17 protein-coding genes are annotated in these 21,032 nt (G+C 36.1%); 9 read left to right on the top strand and 8 right to left on the bottom strand.

Annotated features, from left to right (window positions below; all coding sequences use genetic code 11):
• Positions 1–184: 184 nt before the first annotated feature.
• From gcvP to K8344_RS00370, 7 genes are all read left to right on the top strand, one after another.
• Positions 185–3,034 carry an aminomethyl-transferring glycine dehydrogenase gene (gcvP, locus tag K8344_RS00400; protein ID WP_237606285.1) on the top strand — a complete coding sequence of 950 codons (2,850 nt, stop codon included), beginning with the start codon at positions 185–187 and terminating at the stop codon, positions 3,032–3,034.
• Positions 3,035–3,160: 126 nt separating this feature from the next.
• Positions 3,161–4,219 (top strand): 3-oxoacyl-ACP synthase III family protein, encoded by a 1,059-nt coding sequence (locus K8344_RS00395; protein ID WP_237606284.1) that lies wholly within the window; start codon positions 3,161–3,163, stop codon positions 4,217–4,219.
• Between the two features lie 41 nt (positions 4,220–4,260).
• A complete protein-coding gene (locus K8344_RS00390) occupies positions 4,261–4,782 on the top strand; it encodes a class I SAM-dependent methyltransferase (protein WP_237606283.1) in 522 nt (173 codons plus the stop codon).
• A complete protein-coding gene (locus tag K8344_RS00385; RefSeq protein WP_237606282.1) occupies positions 4,782–5,636 on the top strand; it encodes a glycosyltransferase family 2 protein in 855 nt (284 codons plus the stop codon). The genes K8344_RS00390 and K8344_RS00385 overlap by 1 nt, the downstream gene beginning before the upstream one ends.
• A gap of 107 nt (positions 5,637–5,743) precedes the next feature.
• Complete coding sequence (locus K8344_RS00380) at positions 5,744–6,847, top strand: alkaline phosphatase (protein WP_237606281.1); 1,104 nt, start codon at positions 5,744–5,746, stop codon at positions 6,845–6,847.
• Positions 6,848–7,009: 162 nt separating this feature from the next.
• Complete coding sequence (locus K8344_RS00375) at positions 7,010–7,750, top strand: MlaE family ABC transporter permease (RefSeq protein ID WP_237606280.1); 741 nt, start codon at positions 7,010–7,012, stop codon at positions 7,748–7,750.
• The gene (locus K8344_RS00370) at positions 7,747–8,517 is read left to right on the top strand and encodes an ABC transporter ATP-binding protein (protein ID WP_237606279.1); all 771 of its coding nucleotides are present in this window, start codon (positions 7,747–7,749) and stop codon (positions 8,515–8,517) included. Before K8344_RS00375 ends, K8344_RS00370 begins: the two co-directional genes overlap by 4 nt.
• 13 nt (positions 8,518–8,530) lie before the next feature.
• Here the strand turns inward: K8344_RS00370 and K8344_RS00365 are convergent, their stop codons facing one another.
• The 3 genes from K8344_RS00365 to K8344_RS00355 all read right to left on the bottom strand — a co-directional run bounded on the left by K8344_RS00365 (position 8,531) and on the right by K8344_RS00355 (position 11,804).
• Positions 8,531–9,967 (bottom strand): DUF389 domain-containing protein, encoded by a 1,437-nt coding sequence (locus K8344_RS00365; RefSeq protein WP_237606278.1) that lies wholly within the window; start codon positions 9,965–9,967, stop codon positions 8,531–8,533.
• A complete protein-coding gene (locus K8344_RS00360; RefSeq protein WP_237606277.1) occupies positions 9,968–11,089 on the bottom strand; it encodes a mannose-1-phosphate guanylyltransferase in 1,122 nt (373 codons plus the stop codon).
• 118 nt (positions 11,090–11,207) lie between these two features.
• A complete protein-coding gene (locus tag K8344_RS00355) occupies positions 11,208–11,804 on the bottom strand; it encodes a SprT-like domain-containing protein (RefSeq protein ID WP_237606276.1) in 597 nt (198 codons plus the stop codon).
• A 253-nt stretch (positions 11,805–12,057) separates the two neighbouring features.
• Between K8344_RS00355 and K8344_RS00350 the strand changes: the two genes are divergently transcribed.
• Both K8344_RS00350 and K8344_RS00345 read left to right on the top strand, forming a co-directional pair.
• Positions 12,058–14,439: a TonB-dependent receptor gene (locus tag K8344_RS00350; RefSeq protein WP_237606275.1), complete on the top strand. Its 2,382-nt coding sequence runs from the start codon at positions 12,058–12,060 to the stop codon at positions 14,437–14,439.
• Positions 14,440–14,509: 70 nt separating this feature from the next.
• On the top strand, positions 14,510–15,664 hold the full coding sequence (locus tag K8344_RS00345; protein WP_237606274.1) for a PepSY-associated TM helix domain-containing protein: 1,155 nt from the start codon (positions 14,510–14,512) through the stop codon (positions 15,662–15,664).
• A 14-nt stretch (positions 15,665–15,678) separates the two neighbouring features.
• Here the strand turns inward: K8344_RS00345 and K8344_RS00340 are convergent, their stop codons facing one another.
• From K8344_RS00340 to porV, 5 genes are all read right to left on the bottom strand, one after another.
• Positions 15,679–16,359 carry an SDR family NAD(P)-dependent oxidoreductase gene (locus K8344_RS00340; protein ID WP_237606273.1) on the bottom strand — a complete coding sequence of 227 codons (681 nt, stop codon included), beginning with the start codon at positions 16,357–16,359 and terminating at the stop codon, positions 15,679–15,681.
• A gap of 146 nt (positions 16,360–16,505) precedes the next feature.
• The gene (locus K8344_RS00335; protein ID WP_237606272.1) at positions 16,506–18,140 is read right to left on the bottom strand and encodes a pyruvate dehydrogenase complex dihydrolipoamide acetyltransferase; all 1,635 of its coding nucleotides are present in this window, start codon (positions 18,138–18,140) and stop codon (positions 16,506–16,508) included.
• A gap of 3 nt (positions 18,141–18,143) precedes the next feature.
• Entirely contained in the window at positions 18,144–19,142 is a 999-nt protein-coding gene (gene pdhA / locus K8344_RS00330) for a pyruvate dehydrogenase (acetyl-transferring) E1 component subunit alpha (RefSeq protein WP_237606271.1), read from the bottom strand.
• Between the two features lie 177 nt (positions 19,143–19,319).
• Positions 19,320–19,802, bottom strand: a complete 483-nt coding sequence (gene cdd / locus K8344_RS00325; RefSeq protein WP_237606270.1) for a cytidine deaminase — start codon at positions 19,800–19,802, stop codon at positions 19,320–19,322.
• 40 nt (positions 19,803–19,842) lie between these two features.
• A complete protein-coding gene (porV, locus tag K8344_RS00320; protein WP_237606269.1) occupies positions 19,843–21,024 on the bottom strand; it encodes a type IX secretion system outer membrane channel protein PorV in 1,182 nt (393 codons plus the stop codon).
• Positions 21,025–21,032: the final 8 nt, after the last annotated feature.

The raw sequence follows: 21,032 nt of genomic DNA, 5'->3' as shown, positions 1-21,032 counted from the left end.
CAAATCACTAAAAAGGAATTGATTCTCGTTAAAAATCGTAATTTTGCGCCGCATTGCAAACTATTGAGTTTTAATAGTCTGCTTATATTAAAAATCTAAATGTTATTATTATATAAATCCTAAGTTTTTTTGATCGTTTTATTTAACAATCAATAAGACTAAGGATTAAAATTCGGCAATTTTTATGAACACAGATTCTTTTGCATTAAGACATATTGGCCCAAGGGAAAGTGACCTTCCTGAGATGCTTGAAACAGTTGGTGTAAGTTCTATGGACCAACTAATTTATGAAACCGTTCCAGACGATATTCTATTAAAAAATCCCCTCAATCTAGAAACGGCTATGAGTGAGCAGGAGTATTTAGAGCATATCACAGAATTGTCGTCTAAGAATAAATTATTTAAAACATACATTGGGTTAGGATATCACCAATCTATTCTTCCTCCTGTAATTCAACGTAATATATTGGAGAATCCAGGATGGTATACTGCTTACACACCTTATCAAGCAGAGATAGCACAAGGTAGGCTAGAGGCATTATTAAACTTTCAAACAGTAATTAGTGATCTTACAGGAATGAAGCTTGCAAACGCTTCTCTTCTTGACGAGTCGACTGCAGCAGCAGAAGCTATGTCGCTACTTTATAACGTGCGTGAAAGAGGCAAGAAAAAAAATAACGCTTCTAAATTCTTTGTTTCAGAAGATATTCTTCCGCAAACACTTTCGTTATTACGAACTCGTTCAAATCCTTTAGATATTGAATTGGTAGTAGGAAGTCACGAAGATTTTGATTTCGCTGATGAGTTCTTTGGAGCTATCCTTCAGTACCCAAGTAGAACAGGAAAAGTTCATAACTATAAAAACTTTATCGAAAAAGCTAACGCAAACAATATTAAAGTTGCGGTTGCTGCGGATATTTTAAGTCTTGTGATGCTTGAGTCTCCTGGACATTATGGAGTTGATGTAGTTGTTGGTACTACTCAACGCTTTGGAATTCCATTGGGGTATGGTGGTCCACACGCTGCTTATTTTGCTACAAAAGAAGAATACAAACGCAGTATTCCAGGACGTATTATTGGAATTACTAAAGATGCAGACGGAAACCGTGCATTGCGTATGGCGCTTCAAACTAGAGAGCAACATATTAAGCGGGACAAAGCAACTTCAAACATATGTACTGCACAAGTATTATTAGCTGTAATGGCTGGTATGTATGCTGTTTACCATGGACCTGAAGGTTTGAAGTATATTGCAAGAAAAGTACACAACAGTGCAGTAACGCTTGCAAATGCTTTAGAAGAATTAGGTTTTGAGCAAGTAAACGATACTTTTTTTGATACTATAGCTATTAAAACAGATGCTACAAAAATCAAATTCTTAGCTGAAGCAAAAGAAGTGAACTTCTATTATCCAGATAGTGAAACAGTTTCTATTTCAATAAATGAAACTACCACGGTAAAAGACTTAAATAAAATACTTGCTATCTTCGCTGAAGCTGTTAAAAAAGACTTCAAAAAGTTAACTGAACTTGAAACTGGAAATAAAATCCCACAAGAAGTAGCTCGTAAAACTGAATTCCTTCAACAAGAAGTTTTCAATAAATATCACAGTGAAACAGATATGATGCGTTACATCAAAAAATTGGAACGTAAAGATCTTTCATTAAATCATTCAATGATTTCACTGGGTTCTTGTACTATGAAACTTAATGCTGCAGCTGAAATGTTGCCATTAAGTGATCCAATGTGGGGGAATGTGCACCCATTTGTACCAGTAGAACAAGCTGAAGGGTACCAAACAGTTTTAAAGAAACTAGAAAAACAACTTACTGAAATCACAGGATTTGCAGGAACTTCACTACAACCCAATAGTGGTGCGCAAGGTGAATTTGCCGGATTAATGGTAATTCGTGCTTATCACGAATCACGCGGAGAAGGACATAGAAATATTTGCTTGATTCCTTCTTCTGCACACGGAACAAACCCTGCAAGTGCGGTTATGGCAGGAATGAAAGTAGTAGTTACAAAAGCTACAGATGAAGGAAATATAGATGTTAACGACCTTCGTGAAAAAGCATTAAAACACAAAGACAACCTTGCATGTTTAATGGTTACATATCCGTCAACACACGGAGTTTACGAATCTGCAATTCGCGAAATCACTAGTATTATTCACGAAAATGGTGGGCAAGTATATATGGATGGTGCAAATATGAACGCTCAAGTAGGGTTAACCAATCCTGGTGCTATTGGAGCAGATGTTTGTCACTTAAACCTTCATAAAACTTTCGCTATTCCTCACGGAGGTGGAGGTCCTGGAGTTGGTCCTATTTGTGTAGCAGAACAATTAGTTCCGTTCTTACCTACCAACCCAGTAATTCCAACTGGAGGTGATCAGGCAATTTCATCAATTTCATCGGCTCCTTACGGTAGCTCGTTGGTTTGCTTAATTAGCTATGCATACATCTGTATGTTGGGAGTAAATGGTTTGAAAAAAGCTACAGAACACGCAATATTGAATGCCAATTACATCAAAGAAAGATTAAGCGGACATTACGAAGTGCTTTATGCAGGTGAAAGAGGTCGTGCAGCTCACGAAATGATTGTGGACTGTCGACCGTTTAAAGCAAAAGGAATTGAAGTTGTAGATATCGCTAAACGTTTAATGGATTATGGATTTCACGCGCCAACAGTTTCTTTCCCTATTGCTGGTACACTTATGATTGAGCCAACTGAAAGTGAAAGTAAGATGGCGTTAGATCAATTCTGTGAAGCTATGATTTCTATCAGGCAAGAAATTGAAAGTGCTGATAAAGATGAGCCAAACAATGTGTTGAAAAATGCACCTCATACTTTACAGATGCTTACCTCAAATGAATGGGACTTCCCATATACAAGACAGGAAGCAGCTTTCCCATTAGAGTATATTTCAGACAACAAATTCTGGCCTTCAATTAGAAGAGTAGATGATGCTTATGGTGATCGTAACTTAATTTGTACTTGCGACCCAATTGAAGCGTATATGGAAGCTTGATTAATTAAAAAGTAACGGTATTCAGTAAATAAATTTAGGATAAATTCTATACTGAATACCGTTTCACTATTGGGCTATCGGGATTAACTATTTTTTTCCGTATTTTTAAAAAAAACTTTTCAAAATATGAATGTCAAAATAACAGGTATAGGCAGTTATATTCCAAGCGAAATTGCAAAGAATGAACAGTTTGGGAATCATCATTTTTACAATGAAGATGGTACCCGATTTGGTCAAAAAAATGATACAATTATTGAGAAGTTTAAGGCTATTACAGGAATAGACGAACGTCGTTACATTCCTAAGAACTTAAATACTTCTGATATAGCAACTTTTGCTGCCGAAAAGGCTATTAAAGATTCGGGAATTGATAAAGAGGATTTAGATTACATTATTGTAGCGCATAATTATGGTGATGTTAAACACGGCTCTGCCCAAAGTGATACTGTTCCAAGTATTGCCACTCGCGTAAAGCACAATCTTAAAATTCAAAAACCAACTTGTGTAGCATACGATATGCTTTTTGGTTGCCCTGGGTGGATAGAAAGTATGATTCAAGCCAATGCCTTTTTAAAATCTGGTATTGCAAAAAAATGCTTGGTGATTGGTGCTGAAGCGTTATCTAGAGTTGTTGATCCTCACGATCGCGATTCAATGATTTACAGCGATGGCGCAGGTGCTGCGGTTGTTGAAGCTACAGATGAAGAAGGCGGCATATTAAGTCATTTTAGCGCCACCTATGCGTTTGATGAGGCTCATTTTATCTATTTTGGTGAAAGCAATAATTTAGAAATTAAAGATAAGCGCCGATATATAAAAATGTACGGTCGTAAGATTTATGAATTCGCCTTAAATCGAGTGCCAGACGCTATGAAAACTTGTCTAGATAATTCTGGAATTAGAATTGATGAGGTTAAAAAAATTCTTATCCATCAAGCCAATGAAAAGATGGATGAGGCTATTATTAACCGTTTCTATAAACTCTACGATGAGCCTACTCCAGATAAAATTATGCCGATGAGTATAGGTAAGTTAGGAAATAGCAGTGTAGCTACAGTTCCTACGCTTTACGATTTAGTTTTAAATGGTGAACTTGAGGGACATTCTTTAAGCCAAGGAGATGTGGTTATTTTAGCAAGCGTGGGTGCAGGAATGAATATTAATGCGATAGTTTATAGGGTGTAATTAATTCAGAATTCCGAATTCTGAACCCTGAATTAAAAAATATGTACGAAGGTAAATTTCCTACTAAAAGATATAACTACACATTGCGTTTTTTAAATGATGTAATTTCTAAAGAAGAGAAAATTCTTGATTTAGGGGTTGCAAACCCTTTTTCTGAAATTCTTATTAAGGAAGGTTATAATGTAACAAATACTAAGGGGCAGGATTTAGACCTGGAGACCGATGTTGTAAAAACTAATTCCTACGATGTTGTTACAGCATTCGAGATTTTTGAACACTTGGTGTCTCCTTTTAATGTTATAAAAGATATTGAAGCTAAGAAATTAGTAGCATCAATCCCATTAAGGCTATGGTTTGCTTCAGCCTATAGAAGTAAAGTCGATAAATGGGATAGACATTATCACGAATTTGAAGATTGGCAATTTGATTGGCTTCTTGAAAAAGCAGGGTGGCGAATTATTAAGCGCGAAAAGTTTACAAACCCAGTAAAGAAAATAGGAATACGTCCAATACTACGTAGTTTTACACCGAGATATTATTTAGTTTACGCTGTTAGAGATTAATGGATTTCTACATCATCATACCCGCTCATAACGAAGAGGCTTATATAGGTAAGATGCTGCAATCCATCGTTGAACAATCCATTCTTCCAAAAAAAGTTGTTGTTGTAAATGATGCTTCAACTGACGACACTCAAAAGATTGTCGATCAATTTATAAAACAGTATCCTTTTATCCATAGTGTTTTTCACAATTCAAAAGCCCTTCACGAGCCTGGAAGTAAAGTAGTAAATGCATTTTACAAGGGATTTAAAACCTTAGATAGTCACTTTGATATTATTTGCAAGTTTGATGCCGATTTAATATTTCCTAAAGATTATCTTGAAAAAATTGCCTGCATTTTTCAAAAAGACAAATCAATAGGAATGGCTGGCGGGTTTTGTTATATCGAAAAACACGGGAAATGGGTCTTAGAAAATTTAACCAATAAAGATCACATCCGAGGTGCTTTAAAGGCGTATCGGAAGGAGTGTTTTAATCAAATAGGTGGGCTTCGACATACGATGGGATGGGATACTGTAGATGAACTTCTCACACAATACCACGGCTGGAGAATAGAGACAGACCCTTTGCTACATGTAAAACACTTAAAACCAACTGGAAAAGTTTATACCCGTGCCGCCAAGCTTAAACAAGGTGAAGCTTTTTATAAAATGCGTTATGGGTTTTGGTTAACATTTATCGCTTCAGCAAAACTAGCTTCCAAAAAGAATAGCTTCTCATTTTTCATAAATACGATAAAAGGATTTTTCCAAGCGAAAAGAGAAAATCAAGAATATATGGTTTCAGAAAAAGAAGGAAAGTTTATCCGAGATTTGCGTTGGAAGAATATTCTTAAGAAAATAGGAGTGCGTTAAATCTATGTGAGAAAGATAAGATAAGTGTAAAATACCTTATTTAACAACAAACTCTTAACACCTCATAAGCTTATTAATTCCTATTTTTACCGGAAAAATTAAATAACATGAAAATTAAGTTTTCTCTCCTTACAATTTTATTGTCGGTTTCAATTGTTGCAACTTCTTGTGTTTCTGTAAATGTGAAAGATAACACCGTTTCACATGCGCCTCAAGACTCGAAAAAACCTAAAAATATTATCCTGTTAATAGGTGATGGTATGGGCTTGAGTCAGGTGTCAGCGGCTATTTATTATAAAGATGCGAAGCCAAACTTTGAGCGCTTTAACACTATAGGTTTAAGTAAAACTTCTTCTTCAAACGAGTTGATTACCGATTCTGCTGCTGGCGCAACAGTTTTTTCTACGGGGGTTAAAACCTACAACGGAGCTATTGGCGTAGATAAAGACACGATTCCAGTTCCAACTATTGTAGAGCATTTAGTAAAAAGAGGATACGGCACCGGACTAGTTGCAACTTCATCTATACAACACGCGACCCCTGCTTCTTTTTACGCACACGTAAAAAGTAGAAGTATGTATGAGGAAATTACTGAATTTGCTCCAAAAAGTGGAGTTAACTTTTTTGCAGGTGGTGGTCTAAAGTTTTTCAACAAAAGAAAAGATGGAAAAGATTTGTTGGCTTCCATGAGAGCCAATGGATATGAGGTGATAACAGATAAATTACCAAAATCTCCAAGTGAAAAAAATGAACTGATTTTACTTGCTGAAAATGGAATGCCAAAAATGAGTGAAGGTAGGGGAGATTTCCTTCCAAATGCAACAAAATTAGCGATGGAGAAATTGTCTAAAAACGAAAATGGATTTTTCCTAATGGTTGAAGGTAGCCAGATTGATTGGGGCGGACATAATAATGAAGGTGACTACTTAATTGAAGAGCTTTTAGACTTTGATAAAGCTATAGGTGTTGCATTAGATTTTGCTGCTAAGAACGGTGAGACTTTGGTAATCGTTACTGCAGATCATGAAACCGGAGGCTTTACTTTAGCTTCTAAGGATGGAGATTATAATAAAATAAACCCAGTGTTTTCAACTACGGGACACTCTGGGACCATGGTGCCTGTTTTTGCTAAAGGACCGGGAGCAGAATTGTTCAATGGGATTTATGAAAACAATGAGATTTACTTTAAAATGATGGAACTTTTAAAGTAATTAATTTTTATTTTAAAGACTGTTATTCAAGGTCTGGAAGATTAGATACTGTGTTTTAGATTTAATTTAAATTGTAAAAAGCACCTTACCAATGAATTCTTAACGCACTTTTATAAATTACACTAATGTAAATTTAGTACTTTAGCCATAACTATAGATTTTATGAAGTATTTACATGATATTGGTTCTTATTTTTTGATGCTTAAAAAAGTGTTCGCTAGCTTCACTAAAACATCAGTATTGAAACATATGATCTTTAAGGATATAGATGACCTTATTATAAGTTCTTTGGGTATCGTTGCTTTTATATCTTTTTTCGTGGGAGGTGTTGTGTCTATTCAAACAGCATTAAACATGGACAACCCAATTGTTCCAGATACCTTAATTGGATTTGCAACTCGACAATCTGTTATCTTGGAGTTTGCTCCAACTTTTATCTCTATTATCATGGCGGGTAAAGTTGGATCCTTTATTACTTCCAGTATTGGCTCTATGCGAGTTACAGAGCAGATTGATGCTTTGGAAGTTATGGGGATAAACTCCCTTAACTACTTGGTGTTTCCTAAAATTGTCGCTCTAATGTTTTACCCTTTTGTGATAGTTCTTTCAATGTTTTTGGGAGTTTTTGGAGGTTGGGTAGCAGCGGTATATGGTGGTTTTAGTAGTTCTGCCGATTTTATCGCTGGAGTTCAAGAAGATTTTATACCCTATCAACTATTTTACGCTTTTTTTAAAACATTCATATTTGCCTTTATATTAGCTACTGTACCATCTTGGCAAGGTTACTATATGAAAGGTGGCTCACTTGAAGTAGGTAAAGCAAGTACAAATTCCTTTGTGTGGACTAGTGTACTTATAATTGCCGCAAACTATATAATAACCCAACTCCTTTTAAGCGCATGATAAAAATTGAAGATGTACATAAGAGATTTGGTGAAGAAGAAATTCTAAAAGGGATTTCTACTGTTTTCGAAAAAGGGAAAACCAACCTTATTATCGGGCAAAGTGGTAGTGGTAAATCTGTTATGCTTAAATGTCTTATTGGATTATTTAAGCCAGAACAAGGTAAAATATATTACGGAGACGAGGCTATTCAAGATATGGACGACGAAAGGCAACGCATGCTTCGCGAAGAAATGGGGATGCTTTTTCAGGGTGGAGCATTATTTGATTCGATGAATATTGAAGAAAATGTAATGTTTCCGTTGCGAATGTTTACAAAAATGAAGAAGCCAGAAATGCTGGCTCGAGTAAATGAAGTTTTAAAACGAGTAAACCTCGAAGGGGTTAATAAAAAATATACTGCCGAAATTTCTGGTGGAATGCAAAAACGTGTTTCTATTGCTCGTGCCATTGTAAACAAGCCGAAGTATTTATTCTGTGATGAACCTAACTCTGGACTAGACCCAAAAACAGCTACCTTAATCGATACGTTAATTCAGGAGATAACACATGAATACGATATTACAACCATCGTGGTAACTCACGATATGAATTCAGTTATGGAGATTGGTGAGAAGGTAATGTTGCTTAAAAATGGTAAATTAGTTTGGCAGGGTACAAACCAAGAAATATTTAAAACTGATAATAAAGATGTTACCAGTTTTGTTTATTCATCAGATTTATTTAAGAAAATACGCGATGTTCAGTTAAAGGAAAATAAAGCTTAATTAGCCTATTACCCTATCTGTATTCTGATACATCAAGCGTATCTAATTTCATTTTAAACTTAATCCAGGCTTCAATTTTCTTTAATTCTTCTTGGCGTTGTTTAGCGGGAACATTTTTCTTCCAACGGATGTTTATAACAGGGAGTGTATCTGTTTTTTTGAAATTGGTTGTAATTTTGTTTGAATAGCTAAATGTTTCAACGTTTTCGTAGTTTATCTTAAGCTCCTTACTTACTTCTTCAAAAGGAATACTTTTAACTCTTAACATGGTGATTTGATCCTCTAAAAAGCGAATTCTTTCATCCTTGTTTTGAATTATTTGTTCGTTTTTTACGTAAAGATCTTCTAAAATACCTGCTTTAATTTCCCCCGATAGCCTTGCTGCCATTTCACCACTTTGATCTGTTCCTTGATAAATTCGCAGGCGAGCTGTTTCTAGCTTGTCGGTACTCTCCAACTCTTTTAGCCATTCATTTATTTTTGACTGTGGCACTGGGCGACCAATAAAATAAACATCTATATCCTTTGTCTTGTAATCTTGAGTGAATTTAACTACTTCGGCTCCGTCGTATTTTACAGTTTTGTTTACAAACTCTTTAGCTCTGTTTTCAAAAACTTGTTGGTCTAATAGTTTTATAAATAACCATACACTGGGAACCATTACCGCAATAGCAATTAAAGATGCAATTTGAGAAATTCGTTTACGTCTTTTACTGTTTGCATACCTTACTAATGGAAACCTCAAAATTTTTGAAACAATAAATGTAGATAGCGCAATAAATACAGCATTAATACTAAATAAGTATAATGCACCACCGGCATATGAAGCATTTCCTATTGCTAATCCATAACCCACAGTACACAAGGGTGGCATTAAGGCCGTGGCAATTGCAACCCCAAAGATAACGCTAGCTATTGTACCACTTTTTGTTTTAGCAACTATTAGTCCTAATCCACCAAAAATAGCGATTAACACGTCTAAAATTGTAGGATATGTTCTTGCAATAAGCTCAGGTGTTTCTTCGGTAAGAGGAGATAACTTAAAGTAAAGAAATGCTGTAAGTACACTTAAAAATACCATTACCCCTAAGTTTATAAGCGAACGTCTTAGGGTTTCTACATCGTTAATAGCAACCGACAGTCCAATACCTACAATTGGCCCCATAAGTGGAGAAATAAGCATGGCACCAATAACAACAGCAGTACTACTTACATTAAGACCAATAGATGCAACGAATATGGAGAAAATAAGAATCCAAGCTGTATGCCCTTTAAAAGAAATGTCTTTTTTTACTGCATCAATTGTAGCGTCTCGGTCGGTGTCTGCGCGAATGTCGAAAAGTTCTTTTAAGAACTGTTTGATGCTTTGCCAAGTATTGAGTTTCACTTGCTCAAATTCCTCGTCATTAGGAGTAACCTTTATATCATTATTGTTATTTGAATTCTCCATTTATAAATATTTTTTACCAAATTTATTGGAAACGTCTTTTAAAAGATCTTTTATATCTTGTTCCTTATCCTTTGGAAATACAAGTAAAACATCTTCTTTATCCACTACAATATAATCTTCAATTCCGTCTAAAACAACAAGTTTTTTTGACGACGTAAATATCATATTGTTTTTCGAGTTTTCTATAAGAGTGTCAGCATTTACAACAGAGTTGTTAAAATTATCTTTCTCTAACTTGTCGTGAAGCGCTCCCCAAGTACCCAAATCGTTCCAATCGAAAGTAGCTTTTTTTACGTAAACATTATTAGCTTTTTCTAAAATTCCGTAATCAATAGATATGTTTTCTGCCGCTGAATAGTTTTCTTCAATAAAAGTCTTTTCTTTAGCTGTGTTTAAAAATTCATTTCCCTTTGCAAATAAGGTGTACATCTCACCCAAATATTGCTCAAATGAACTCACTATGCTTTTAGCACTCCAAATAAAAATACCTGCATTCCAATTAAAATTTCCTGCCGCTATAAATTTCTTGGCGGTTTCATAATCTGGTTTTTCTCTAAACTGTTTTACTTTAGCAATGTTTTTATTAGCTACTTCTTGATTAGCATGTTTTTCAGCTTTACTTAATGCAGGTTCCCTGTCACTTTCTATATACCCAAATCCAGTGTTAGGAAAAGTAGGTTTAATTCCTAAAGTGAGTAAAATATCGTCTTTTTCAGCAGCTTCAAAACATTCTTGAACGTCGTTTGAGAAAGCGAGTTCATCCTCAATCCAGTGATCGCTTGGAGCAACCAACATTAGAGCATTTGGGTTTTCTTTCTTTATTTTTAAAGCGGAAAGCAAAATACATGGCGCGGTATTGCGCATAGCAGGTTCTAATACTATTTGCTTTTCTGAAATCTTGGGTAGTTGCTCAAGTGTAATCTCCAAATACCTTTCGTTGGTAAGTATATAAATGTTTTCCGAAGGTATAATTTTGTTAAGCCTCGAAAACGTTTTTTGCAGTAAGGTTTCTCCAGTACCCAACATATCGTGGAATTGCTTTGGGAATTCTTGTGTGCTTACAGGCCAAAATCTTGAGCCAATGCCACCCGCCATTATTACTGCATAATAATTTTTATTCATAATTAACATTTTGATTCAAGACGCTAAAGAATTAGAGAACAAAATCTAATTCGTTGTCTGTATGTTTTAATAGGTTAAGTGTAGTTCTTGCTAACCGTTAACCGGAATTTTTTCATATTTATTTCAAAAATTCCACTTCAGCATTTGGATTGAAAAGGTAAACTCTTCCTGTCGCAATTTCTACACATTCATATCGCTTCACTTTCTTTTTTCCGCGTTTGAATATCCTCCCATTATATAGTCTAAAACTTCCACCTAATGGGATTTCAAAGATATAGTTTTTATCATTCTCGGGATCGAACTGCTTCAACGCTAAAGATAATGTTGCGTCGGTGTCACTAGATGCTGTCGGATTTTTAAAATGTCGCGCTAATAATGGTAATAGTTGATTCGGAAATACCTCGGGACGTAAAAAGGGAAGCATTAGTATCTGAAATGTGCGTTTCCATTCAATACCGTGTGGTTTAATAAGCCTGCCGTACTTTTCGAAAGCTTCTAAATGTGCTATTTCGTGAATAAGGGTTATGAGAAAACGATATTTATTTAAAGAAGTGTTTACCGTAATTTGATGTTGCCCATTAGGCATTCTTCTGTAGTCCCCGTGCCGGGTAACACGTTGGTTAACAATTTTTAGGTGCACATTGTGAGTCTGTATTAGCTCAAAAACTGGAACAACAGACGCCTGTGGAATATATTTCTCAAGAATCTCTATCATAGAAGGTCAAGATATGAATTTTTACACCTAAAAACAGCTTCAAAAATACCGAGATTTAGCCTTAAAAATCTCATTTAGATGTCAAAATATAAAATTATAATCAAAATGAAAAGCGAAAGAATCTATCATTCGTTTTAGTATCAAATAGTTAAATATTTTTATTTAAATTAATTCTAAATAGTCTTGGATAATTAAGTTTTGCACAATAATTTTGCGCTCTATTTAAAATCAATCTAAATTAATATAACATAAAATGAAATACATTACTTCGTTACTTTTTATGATTTGCGCACAGTTTGTGATTGCGCAGGAAGTAGCATCAATTCAAGGAAAGGTTATCGATATCGACAACAATCCTATCCCCTTTGCCAGTGTTTATATCTCCGAAATAAAAAAAGGAGGAACCGCAAATGAAGATGGTGAATTTATCTTAAACAATATTCCTTATGGGGAATGGCATTTAACCTCAAGTGGAGTAGGGTATCAGGCAGTTTCTATATCAATTCATCCTAATCAACCGGTTTTAAGCGGAATTGTTTTTCAGCTTCCTTTCGATAATGAATTAGAACAAGTGGAAGTTTTTGGTAACCGAAACGACCATCCCGATAAAATTGAATCTATTACGCGACTACCATTAAAACCTTATGAGCAGATTCAGAGTATTTCTGTTATTTCTAAAAAGGTAATTGAGAATCAAGGGGCTTTATCTATTTCTGAAGCTACTAAAAACGTACCTGGGGTTTATACTTTCGCCACTTATGGTAATAAACGAGAAAGTATGTCGTCTCGTGGGTTTAGAGGAATCCCAATTCTTAAAAATGGCGTGCGAGTACACTCCGATTTTAGAGGTGTGGGTGTGCTAACCGATATGCAGGGAGTAGATAATATTCAAATTCTTAAGGGTACAGCCTCAATTACACAAGGGGTGGCTACCGATTTAGGAAGTCCGGGTGGAATTATAAACATAGTAACCAAAACCCCTAAATACAACACAGGGGGAAGTGTGAGTTTAAGAGGAAATAGTTTTGGACAGATTAGGCCAACCTTCGATTTGTACGGACCACTTAATAAAGAAAAAAACATTGCATTTCTTTTAAATGGAGCTTTAGAAAGAGCTGATAGCTACCGCGATATGGTAGATAAAGAAAGTTTTTATTTCAACCCCTCTTTTCAATGGAAAGTGAATAAGAAAACTACTGTAACACTAGAATTAGATCATTACTACGATAGTCGTACGCCAGATTTAGGTACCGTAAACCTTGCAGATAATGATGTAAACGCAATCTACAATCTTCCAGATTCACAGTTTTTAGGGTTTGAAAATGATCGTTCCATTACCCAAAATACGACCTATGCAATTCGAATGGATCACGAATTAAACGATAAGCTTACCTTAAAAGGTGCGTTTTATAGCTCATCTTTAAGTTTAGACGATAAGGGTGCTAGTTTAGGAAAAACAATTGAAGAAAATGATATTCCTTTGTATAATGTTCGTCAGCGTAGCTATACTACATCAACCCGAGATGATAACAACAGCGTTCTGCAATTCGATTTAATTGGTGACGAAGTATATACGGGGTCTATTAAACACACTTTTCAAGTTGGGTTTGATTATCGGTCTTCTCGAGTGAGTACTAGTAGCCAATCTGCAGGAGTAGTCGATACTATTAATGTCTTTCAAAACATAACACACCGCTTACCAAATGTTTCACTAAACGATCCCAAAATTAGCGGTGGAAAAACAAATTCACTAGGTTTTGTGGTACAAGATGTAATTTCATGGAATTCATGGTTAAAAACATTTTTAGGAGCGCGCTATAGTTCTACGGAAACAATTTCTGGAACTGAGAATACGCGTAGCGACGCTTTTAATCCATTAGGTGGTTTTATTATTTCACCAATTAAAAACATCAATATTTTTGCTTCATACACCAACAGTTCGTATCCAAGAACAGCTTCACGCTTAGGTGAAAACGGTGAGGAATTGGGTAATGAGCGTTACGATCAGATTGAAACAGGTTTAAAAACTACTTGGTTAAACGACAGATTGCGTTTTAATGTGACGCTTTTCAAAATCAATAATAAAAATATTAACCTCCCTGTTTATGACGAAACTTGGACTAACATCTTGTATTACACCCAAGGGGGTAATGATCAACGACAAGGAATAGAAGTTGAATTAACAGGTCGTCCGTTTCAAAACTTGGAGTTAATTGGTGGGTATTCGTATATAGACGCTCAGTACAAGGAGCACACTTCTTATGTTTACGGGTCTGCACCGCTTAATACACCAAAGCATACGTTTAATGCTTATGCTAATTATTCGTTTGCAAATACAGCTTTAGATGGTTTAACTATTGGAGCAGGAGCTTACTTCACCGGTGAACGCCCAATAAACGATTGGTCTTCAGGTCCTGTAACGCACGAAGGGATTGTTCCTGGGCAAAAACCTTTCGATGTAGAAGCATATACGCTAGTAAACTTCCAAGCTGAATATAAATTCGACCAAAACTGGAGTGTTCAATTTCTTTTAAATAACGTCTTTAATGAAATAGGCTATAACGCCTATAGAACTCGCTATATCAATCAAACTGACCCAAGAAGTGTTGCTGGGGTAGTTCGTTATAGCTTTTAGTTGTTTGAGTTGTTAATTAATAAAGGCACGACCAAGGTTGTGCCTTTATCATTAATTGAATTATTTATAGATGAAAACCAAAAAATATACACTCCGAAGGTTTATAAATGATGTTCACTTGTGGTTGGGAGTAGGGAGTGGAATCATTTTACTTATTATTTGCTTAACGGGAACCATACTTACTTTTGAAGAAGAAATTAAAAGTGTTTTCGCTGAAGAAATTACTGTTTCACCAACCGAAACAAAGCTACCTATTGAGCAATTAGCGCAAAAACTAATTTCTGAAGGTGAAGTTATGCGCGTGAGTATTAGACCAGAGCCTACAAAACCCTATGAGTTTTCTGTAAAGACAAATAAAAATGACCGTCGTGGGACTACGTTTTTTGTTGACCAATACAAGGGGGAGTATGCCAAAAAACCTGAAAATCCATTGGATGGGTTTTTTATGGCTAACTTTAAATTGCATCGGTGGTTGTTGCTAGACATATCTATCGGAAGACCTATTGTTGGAATTTCAACTATTATATTTTTAATTCTTTCTATTTCTGGAATCGTACTTTGGTTTCCGAAGAAAAAATTGTCAAAACTGAAGTGGAAACATTTAAAACCTGGTTTAAAAATTGGTTGGCGAGGCAAATGGAAACGTATTAACCATGACCTACATGTAACTTTGGGATTTTACACTGCTATCTTTTTAGTTATAATGTCAATAACAGGTTTGTTTTGGTCTTTTCAATGGTATAGGGATGCCGGGAGTGCAGTACTCGGGACTAAGGTTTTTGGAGGTCGCGGTGGCGGTCCTAAAATAGAATCTACACTTAATTTAGATAAGTCAAGTGTAGAATTTACTGATATATTAAGCATCACCGAAAGAGAATTACCTTTTGAAGGTACTACGGTTTTACAAATTCCTACAGTTGAAAAAGAAATATTTAATATTCGAAAATACCACGATCAAGATTTTTTTAAAACAGCTGTAGACGAATTGAAAATTGATCGTGATGGTTCAATAATAGCTAAAGAAATTTTTTCAGAAAAACCCCTAAACGAGCAAATTGCGAGTTCCATAAAATCACTTCACATGGGAACAATCTTTGGCTGGTTTTCAAAAACTATTTACTTTATTTCCTGTTTGATTGCCACAAGTCTTCCAATTACAGGGGTAATTATTTGGCTTAAAAAACTAAAAGATAAAAAGAAAAAACTTGCTAAAAAGAAAGCTTAGATAATTGTAAAAAGTTAAGGCGTAGTACTCGAAACCTGTAAAATTTTTCCATTGTAAAACTTGTTTCCCTTAAGCGAAAAATCCATGATGTATTGCGCCATTTCGGTGGCTGAAAGTGGGGCTTTTAATCCTGGGAAAGCTTCTTCAAGCATTTCCGTTTGTACAGAGCCTAATGCTAACGCATTAAAAGAAGGACCCGTTTCTTTATACTCCTCAGCAAGCAATTCTGTTAGGGTAAGTATGGCGCCTTTACTACTGCTATATGCACTTAGTCCTGGGAACTTTACACTGCCTTGAACACCACCCATGCTACTAATATTCACCACGTGTCCATCCTTGTTTATATAAGGTAGCAAGGTTCTTATTAAAATAGAAGGCCCTAACACATTTACATCGTAACAAGCTTTAAACTCTTCAGCAGTAATTTCTTCGAAAGGTTTATTAACCAAGTGTCCAGCGTTGTTTATTAAAACATCTACTCTTTCCATTCTGGCTTGTAAAAAGCTCGATAGTTTTACAATTGCAGCTGCATCGGCTATATCAAATTCTAAAGCAGTAACATTTTTCAAGTTTAACGATGAAACAGGCTTAACGTTTCTAGAAAGCGCCAATACGTTATGTCCAGCTTCTGAAAATAACTTTACCATTTCAAAGCCAATACCTCTTGATGTTCCTGTAATTATTATGTTTTTCATAGCTTTCTGTTTTGCCCTACATAAAATACCATTTAAAATTAAGGTACACCTTGTAGAATGCGTTATTAATAAAAAAACCTCACTGTTTGCGAGGTCAAATTATAAAAAGCCTAGCAGATTTTAAAAACCTGCTAGGTTTAGATTATTTACACAAACATAGTAACAGGATTCTCAATATACTGTCGTACTGTTTGTAGGAATTTAGCTCCTGTTGCACCATCAACTGTTCTATGGTCGCAAGCAAGTGTTACCTTCATAGTGTTACCCACAGCTATTTGCCCGTTTTTCACAACTGGTTTTTGAACAATTGCTCCAACTGATAATATTGCTGAATTCGGTTGATTGATAATAGAAGTAAATTCATCTATTCCAAACATTCCAAGGTTAGAAACAGTAAACGTACTACCTTCCATTTCTTGTGGCGTTATTTTCTTATTTCTTGCTTTTCCAGCCAACTCTTTTACTTGTGCTCCAATTTGAGAGAACGTCATTTGGTCTGCAAATTTCAATACAGGGACAAGCAATCCTTCATCTACCGCTACGGCAACCCCGATGTGGATGTGCTTTGCGATTTTTGTAGCTTCTGGCGACCATTGGCTGTTAACTTGTGGGTGCTTACGCAACGCCATTGCACACGCTTTAATGATCATATCGTTAAACGATATTTTTACGTCAGGATCAGAATTAATTGCTTGGCGAGAGGATATTGCGTTATCCATATCCAACTCAACAGTTAGATAGTATTCTGGAGCTGTAAATTTAGATTCAGACAAACGCTTGGCGATTGTTTTACGCATCTGAGAGTTTTTCACCTCTTCAAAACTTTCTGTTCCAACTGGAGTGTAAGCTTGTGCTCCACCTGCTGCCGCTGGCTGATAGTTTTCAATATCGCTTTTTACAATACGTCCATTTTCACCACTTCCGCGAACATGACGCAGGTTAATTCCCTTTTCTTCAGCTAAAACTCTTGCTAATGGAGAAACAAATAGTCTTCCTTCATTAACAGTTTCTGATCTTGAGTTTTCTTTTGAAGCTTGAACCGGAGTCGCTTTTTCCGCTTCTTTTGGTTTAGAAGCTTCTTTTTTCTCCTCCTTAGGTGCCTCAGAAGTATTTGATTTTGTTTGATAGCTCTCAACAATTCCAGATACGTCGGTTCCTTCTGGGCCAATAATAGCAAGTACAGCATCTACAGGTGACGACTCGCCTGCGCCAATGGCAATTTTTAAAAGCGTTCCAGAGTAAAACGACTCAAACTCCATGGTAGCCTTATCGGTTTCAATTTCAGCTAAAATATCACCTTCTTCTACCTTATCGCCTTCGTTTTTAAGCCAGGTAGCAACAGTTCCTTCCGTCATCGTATCACTTAGGCGTGGCATTGTAATTACTTCAACACCATCAGGTAAATCTGCTTTTTCTGATGTCGATGACTCCTCAGTTTCTTTTGGAGAATCTTCAGCTTTTTTCTGATCTTTCGATTTGTTATCGGTATCAGTTTCTTTTTCTTCAGAACTTTTACCTTTTAGTAAATCAGAAATATCTTCACCTTCCTCACCAATTATCGCCAACAGAGTATCTACAGGTGCGGTTTCACCTTCTTCGATACCTATGTGAAGTAAAGTTCCTTCGTAAAAAGATTCAAACTCCATTGTAGCTTTATCGGTTTCAATTTCGGCTAAAATATCGCCTTCGTTTACGGTATCCCCAACTTTTTTAAGCCAAGTTGCTACCGTTCCTTCCTCCATGGTGTCGCTTAAACGCGGCATGTTTATTACTTCTGCCATCTCTTATAATTTATCTGATAAAAAAGGGTAATCTTGTTGTTCATAAACAGAATCGAACATCACATTTTTCTCTGGATATGGAGATTCATCAGCGAATTTTTCACATTCTTCAACCAAATCTTTCACCCTTTGGTTTATCTTTTTAATCTCGTCTTGAGTTGCCCAATCGTTTTCATAGATTTGATGAAGAACATAACTAATTGGATCTTCTTCTTGTTTCTTGGCAACCTCTTCTTTTGTTCTATAGTGTTGTGCATCACTCATTGAGTGCCCACGGTAGCGATAGGTACGCAACTCTAAGAAAGTTGGTCCATCTCCGCGACGCGCACGTTTAATAGCCTCGTCCATTTCTTTTGCTACTACTTCTGGCTTCATAGCATCAACTGGTTTACACGGCATTTCGTAACCAAGACCAAGTTTGTAAATATCGGTGTGGTTTGCGGTACGTTCAACCGAAGTTCCCATAGCGTAGCCATTGTTTTCAACACAGAATACCACTGGAAGTTTCCAAAGCATTGCAAGGTTAAAAGTTTCGTGAAGCGAACCTTGACGCGTAGCACCATCTCCCATATAGGTTAAGGTTACAGCATCTCTTTCAAAATACTTATCGGCAAAAGCCAAGCCAGCACCTAGTGGAATTTGTCCTCCTACAATACCGTGCCCTCCGTAAAAACGGTGTTCTTTAGCAAAAATATGCATAGAACCACCTAAGCCTTGAGAAGTACCAGTTGCCTTACCGTAAAGCTCTGCCATTACTTTTTTTGGGTCTACACCCATGCCAATAGGTTGTACGTGGTTTCTGTATGCGGTAATCATTCGGTCTTTAGAAAGATCCATAGCGTGCAGCGCACCTGCTAGAACAGCTTCTTGACCATTGTAAAGGTGTAGAAAACCTCTTACTTTTTGATTGATATAAACTTGCGCAAGTTTGTCTTCGAATTTGCGCCAAAAGAGCATGTTTTCGTACCAATCTAGGTACGTTTTCTTAGTGATTTTCTTCATCTATCTGCTATAAGGTTTTCCCAGGGGAAAATTTATTAAACGGATAACAAAAATAGTACTTTAAAAGGAGAAAATACAAATAACAATTCCTAAAATACAAATGCTTGAAAAAATGCAAAAAGCAACTTTTCAACAATGCTTAATTGTAAGATCGTTATTTATTAAATGATGCTTCTATTAGAGGTATTTGGCATTGAAACCTAAGGGGAGTAAATCTAGTACTGAATTAGTTTTTACAATTTTTCCAGTTTCACCCATAAAGTAAACGGCGATTGGAGATTTTTGCTTTTGCTCGTATTCTGCCAAAGACTGTCGGCAGGCGCCACAAGGTCCTATGGGTTCGGTAAGAACTTGTTTAGAAGAACTAGCGCAAATGGCAATTGCCTTAATTCCTTCGTTTGGATAAAGCGCTCCTGTATGGAAAATAGCCACACGCTCTGCGCATAAGCCTGAAGGATAGGCTGCATTCTCTTGATTACTGCCAATAGTAATTTCGTTTGAAGCAAGCCGAATAGCTGCCCCAACTTGAAAAAGTGAATAAGGCGCATAAGCATTCTTACGTGCTTCTTGCGCCTTATTCATTAATTCTTGAATATCTTTTGGAAGCTCTGAAACCGATTCAAAAACTTCAATTGAGATTTCTATTTTTTGTTTTTTCAAATGTCAAGTATTAAACAAGTTAATTGCTCAACTTTTCTTTTTAATACTCGTCGTAAGTATCACCAAAGTTGAACGTCAATCCAAAACGAAGTGTTCCGTCTAGTGGCGTAACAACTTTACCAGTTCCAAATAAGTAAGAAATATCAATGTTGATAGCAGTATAACGGAAACCTGCACCTACAGAAGCAAATTTTCTTCCTCCTTTCATATCGCTTTCGTTGAAGTAACCAGCACGGAATGCAAATACATCTTGATACCAGTATTCAGCACCTAGTGCCCAAGTAAATTCTTTTAATTCTTCAGACATTCCACCTGGAGCATCTCCAAACGACTTAAACATACCAGAGATAAAGCTTATGTTTCTATAGTCTCTGTTGTTTTGAGCAATTTCTTCTGAAGTAACTTCACCATCACCGTTAAGATCTGGGTCTTGTGGCGTTGGCACTAAAAGTTTATTAACTTCTAACGAAACCCCTACTTTGTTGTACTCATCAAGAATAAAGTCGAAACCTCCACCTAAAGCTAGGTTTGTTGGAAGGTTGCTCTCAGAGTTGTCTGAGTTGTCATATTTAATTTTAGGTCCAATGTTTGAAATATTGAAACCCATTCTCCAACGACCATCAAAATCGCTGTAAGGAATTTCTTCACTTTGGTAATATCCTGAAACATCTACTGCAAATGAGCTTGCTGCAGAAGCATCGGCATCACTTGTTTGAAGTTTTAAATCTGAACGAAGGTATCTACCAGAAACTGCCATAGAAAAACGCTCACTTAATCGAAGTGCGTATGACACATCAAAAGTAAATTCGTTAGGACTTAAGATTAAAGGGTCTTGCTCTAATGTTTGACGTGCTTCAATGTCACCAAGTTTAAAATATCGTAAACTAGCACCTACAGCACTACGCTCACTTAGACGGTTGTAATAGGTTACATCGGCTAAGAAGATGTCGTTTACCAATTTACTTAAATATGGAGTATATGAAATACCAACTCCTTGTTTAGATAACGCAAATACGTTTTGAGCTGGGTTCCAGTGCTGTGAAAAAGCATCGTGAGAAGTCACAACACCTATGTCTCCTAATGCGCCAGCACGAGGGTCAGCGGCAATAAGTAAGAAAGGAACACCTGTTGTAATTGGATTAAATTTTTCAATATCATTTTGTGCTTTCACCGATTTAAAAGCAACTAAACCTATTAGTACGGTAACAAGAATTTTCTTCATTATTGTGA

Origin of the sequence: Aequorivita xiaoshiensis (genome assembly GCF_022008395.1) — a bacterium.
Classification (GTDB): Bacteria; Bacteroidota; Bacteroidia; order Flavobacteriales; family Flavobacteriaceae; genus Aequorivita; species Aequorivita xiaoshiensis.
Note: the sequence above shows the minus strand (reverse complement) of the source record. Positions and strands in the feature narration are given on the sequence as shown.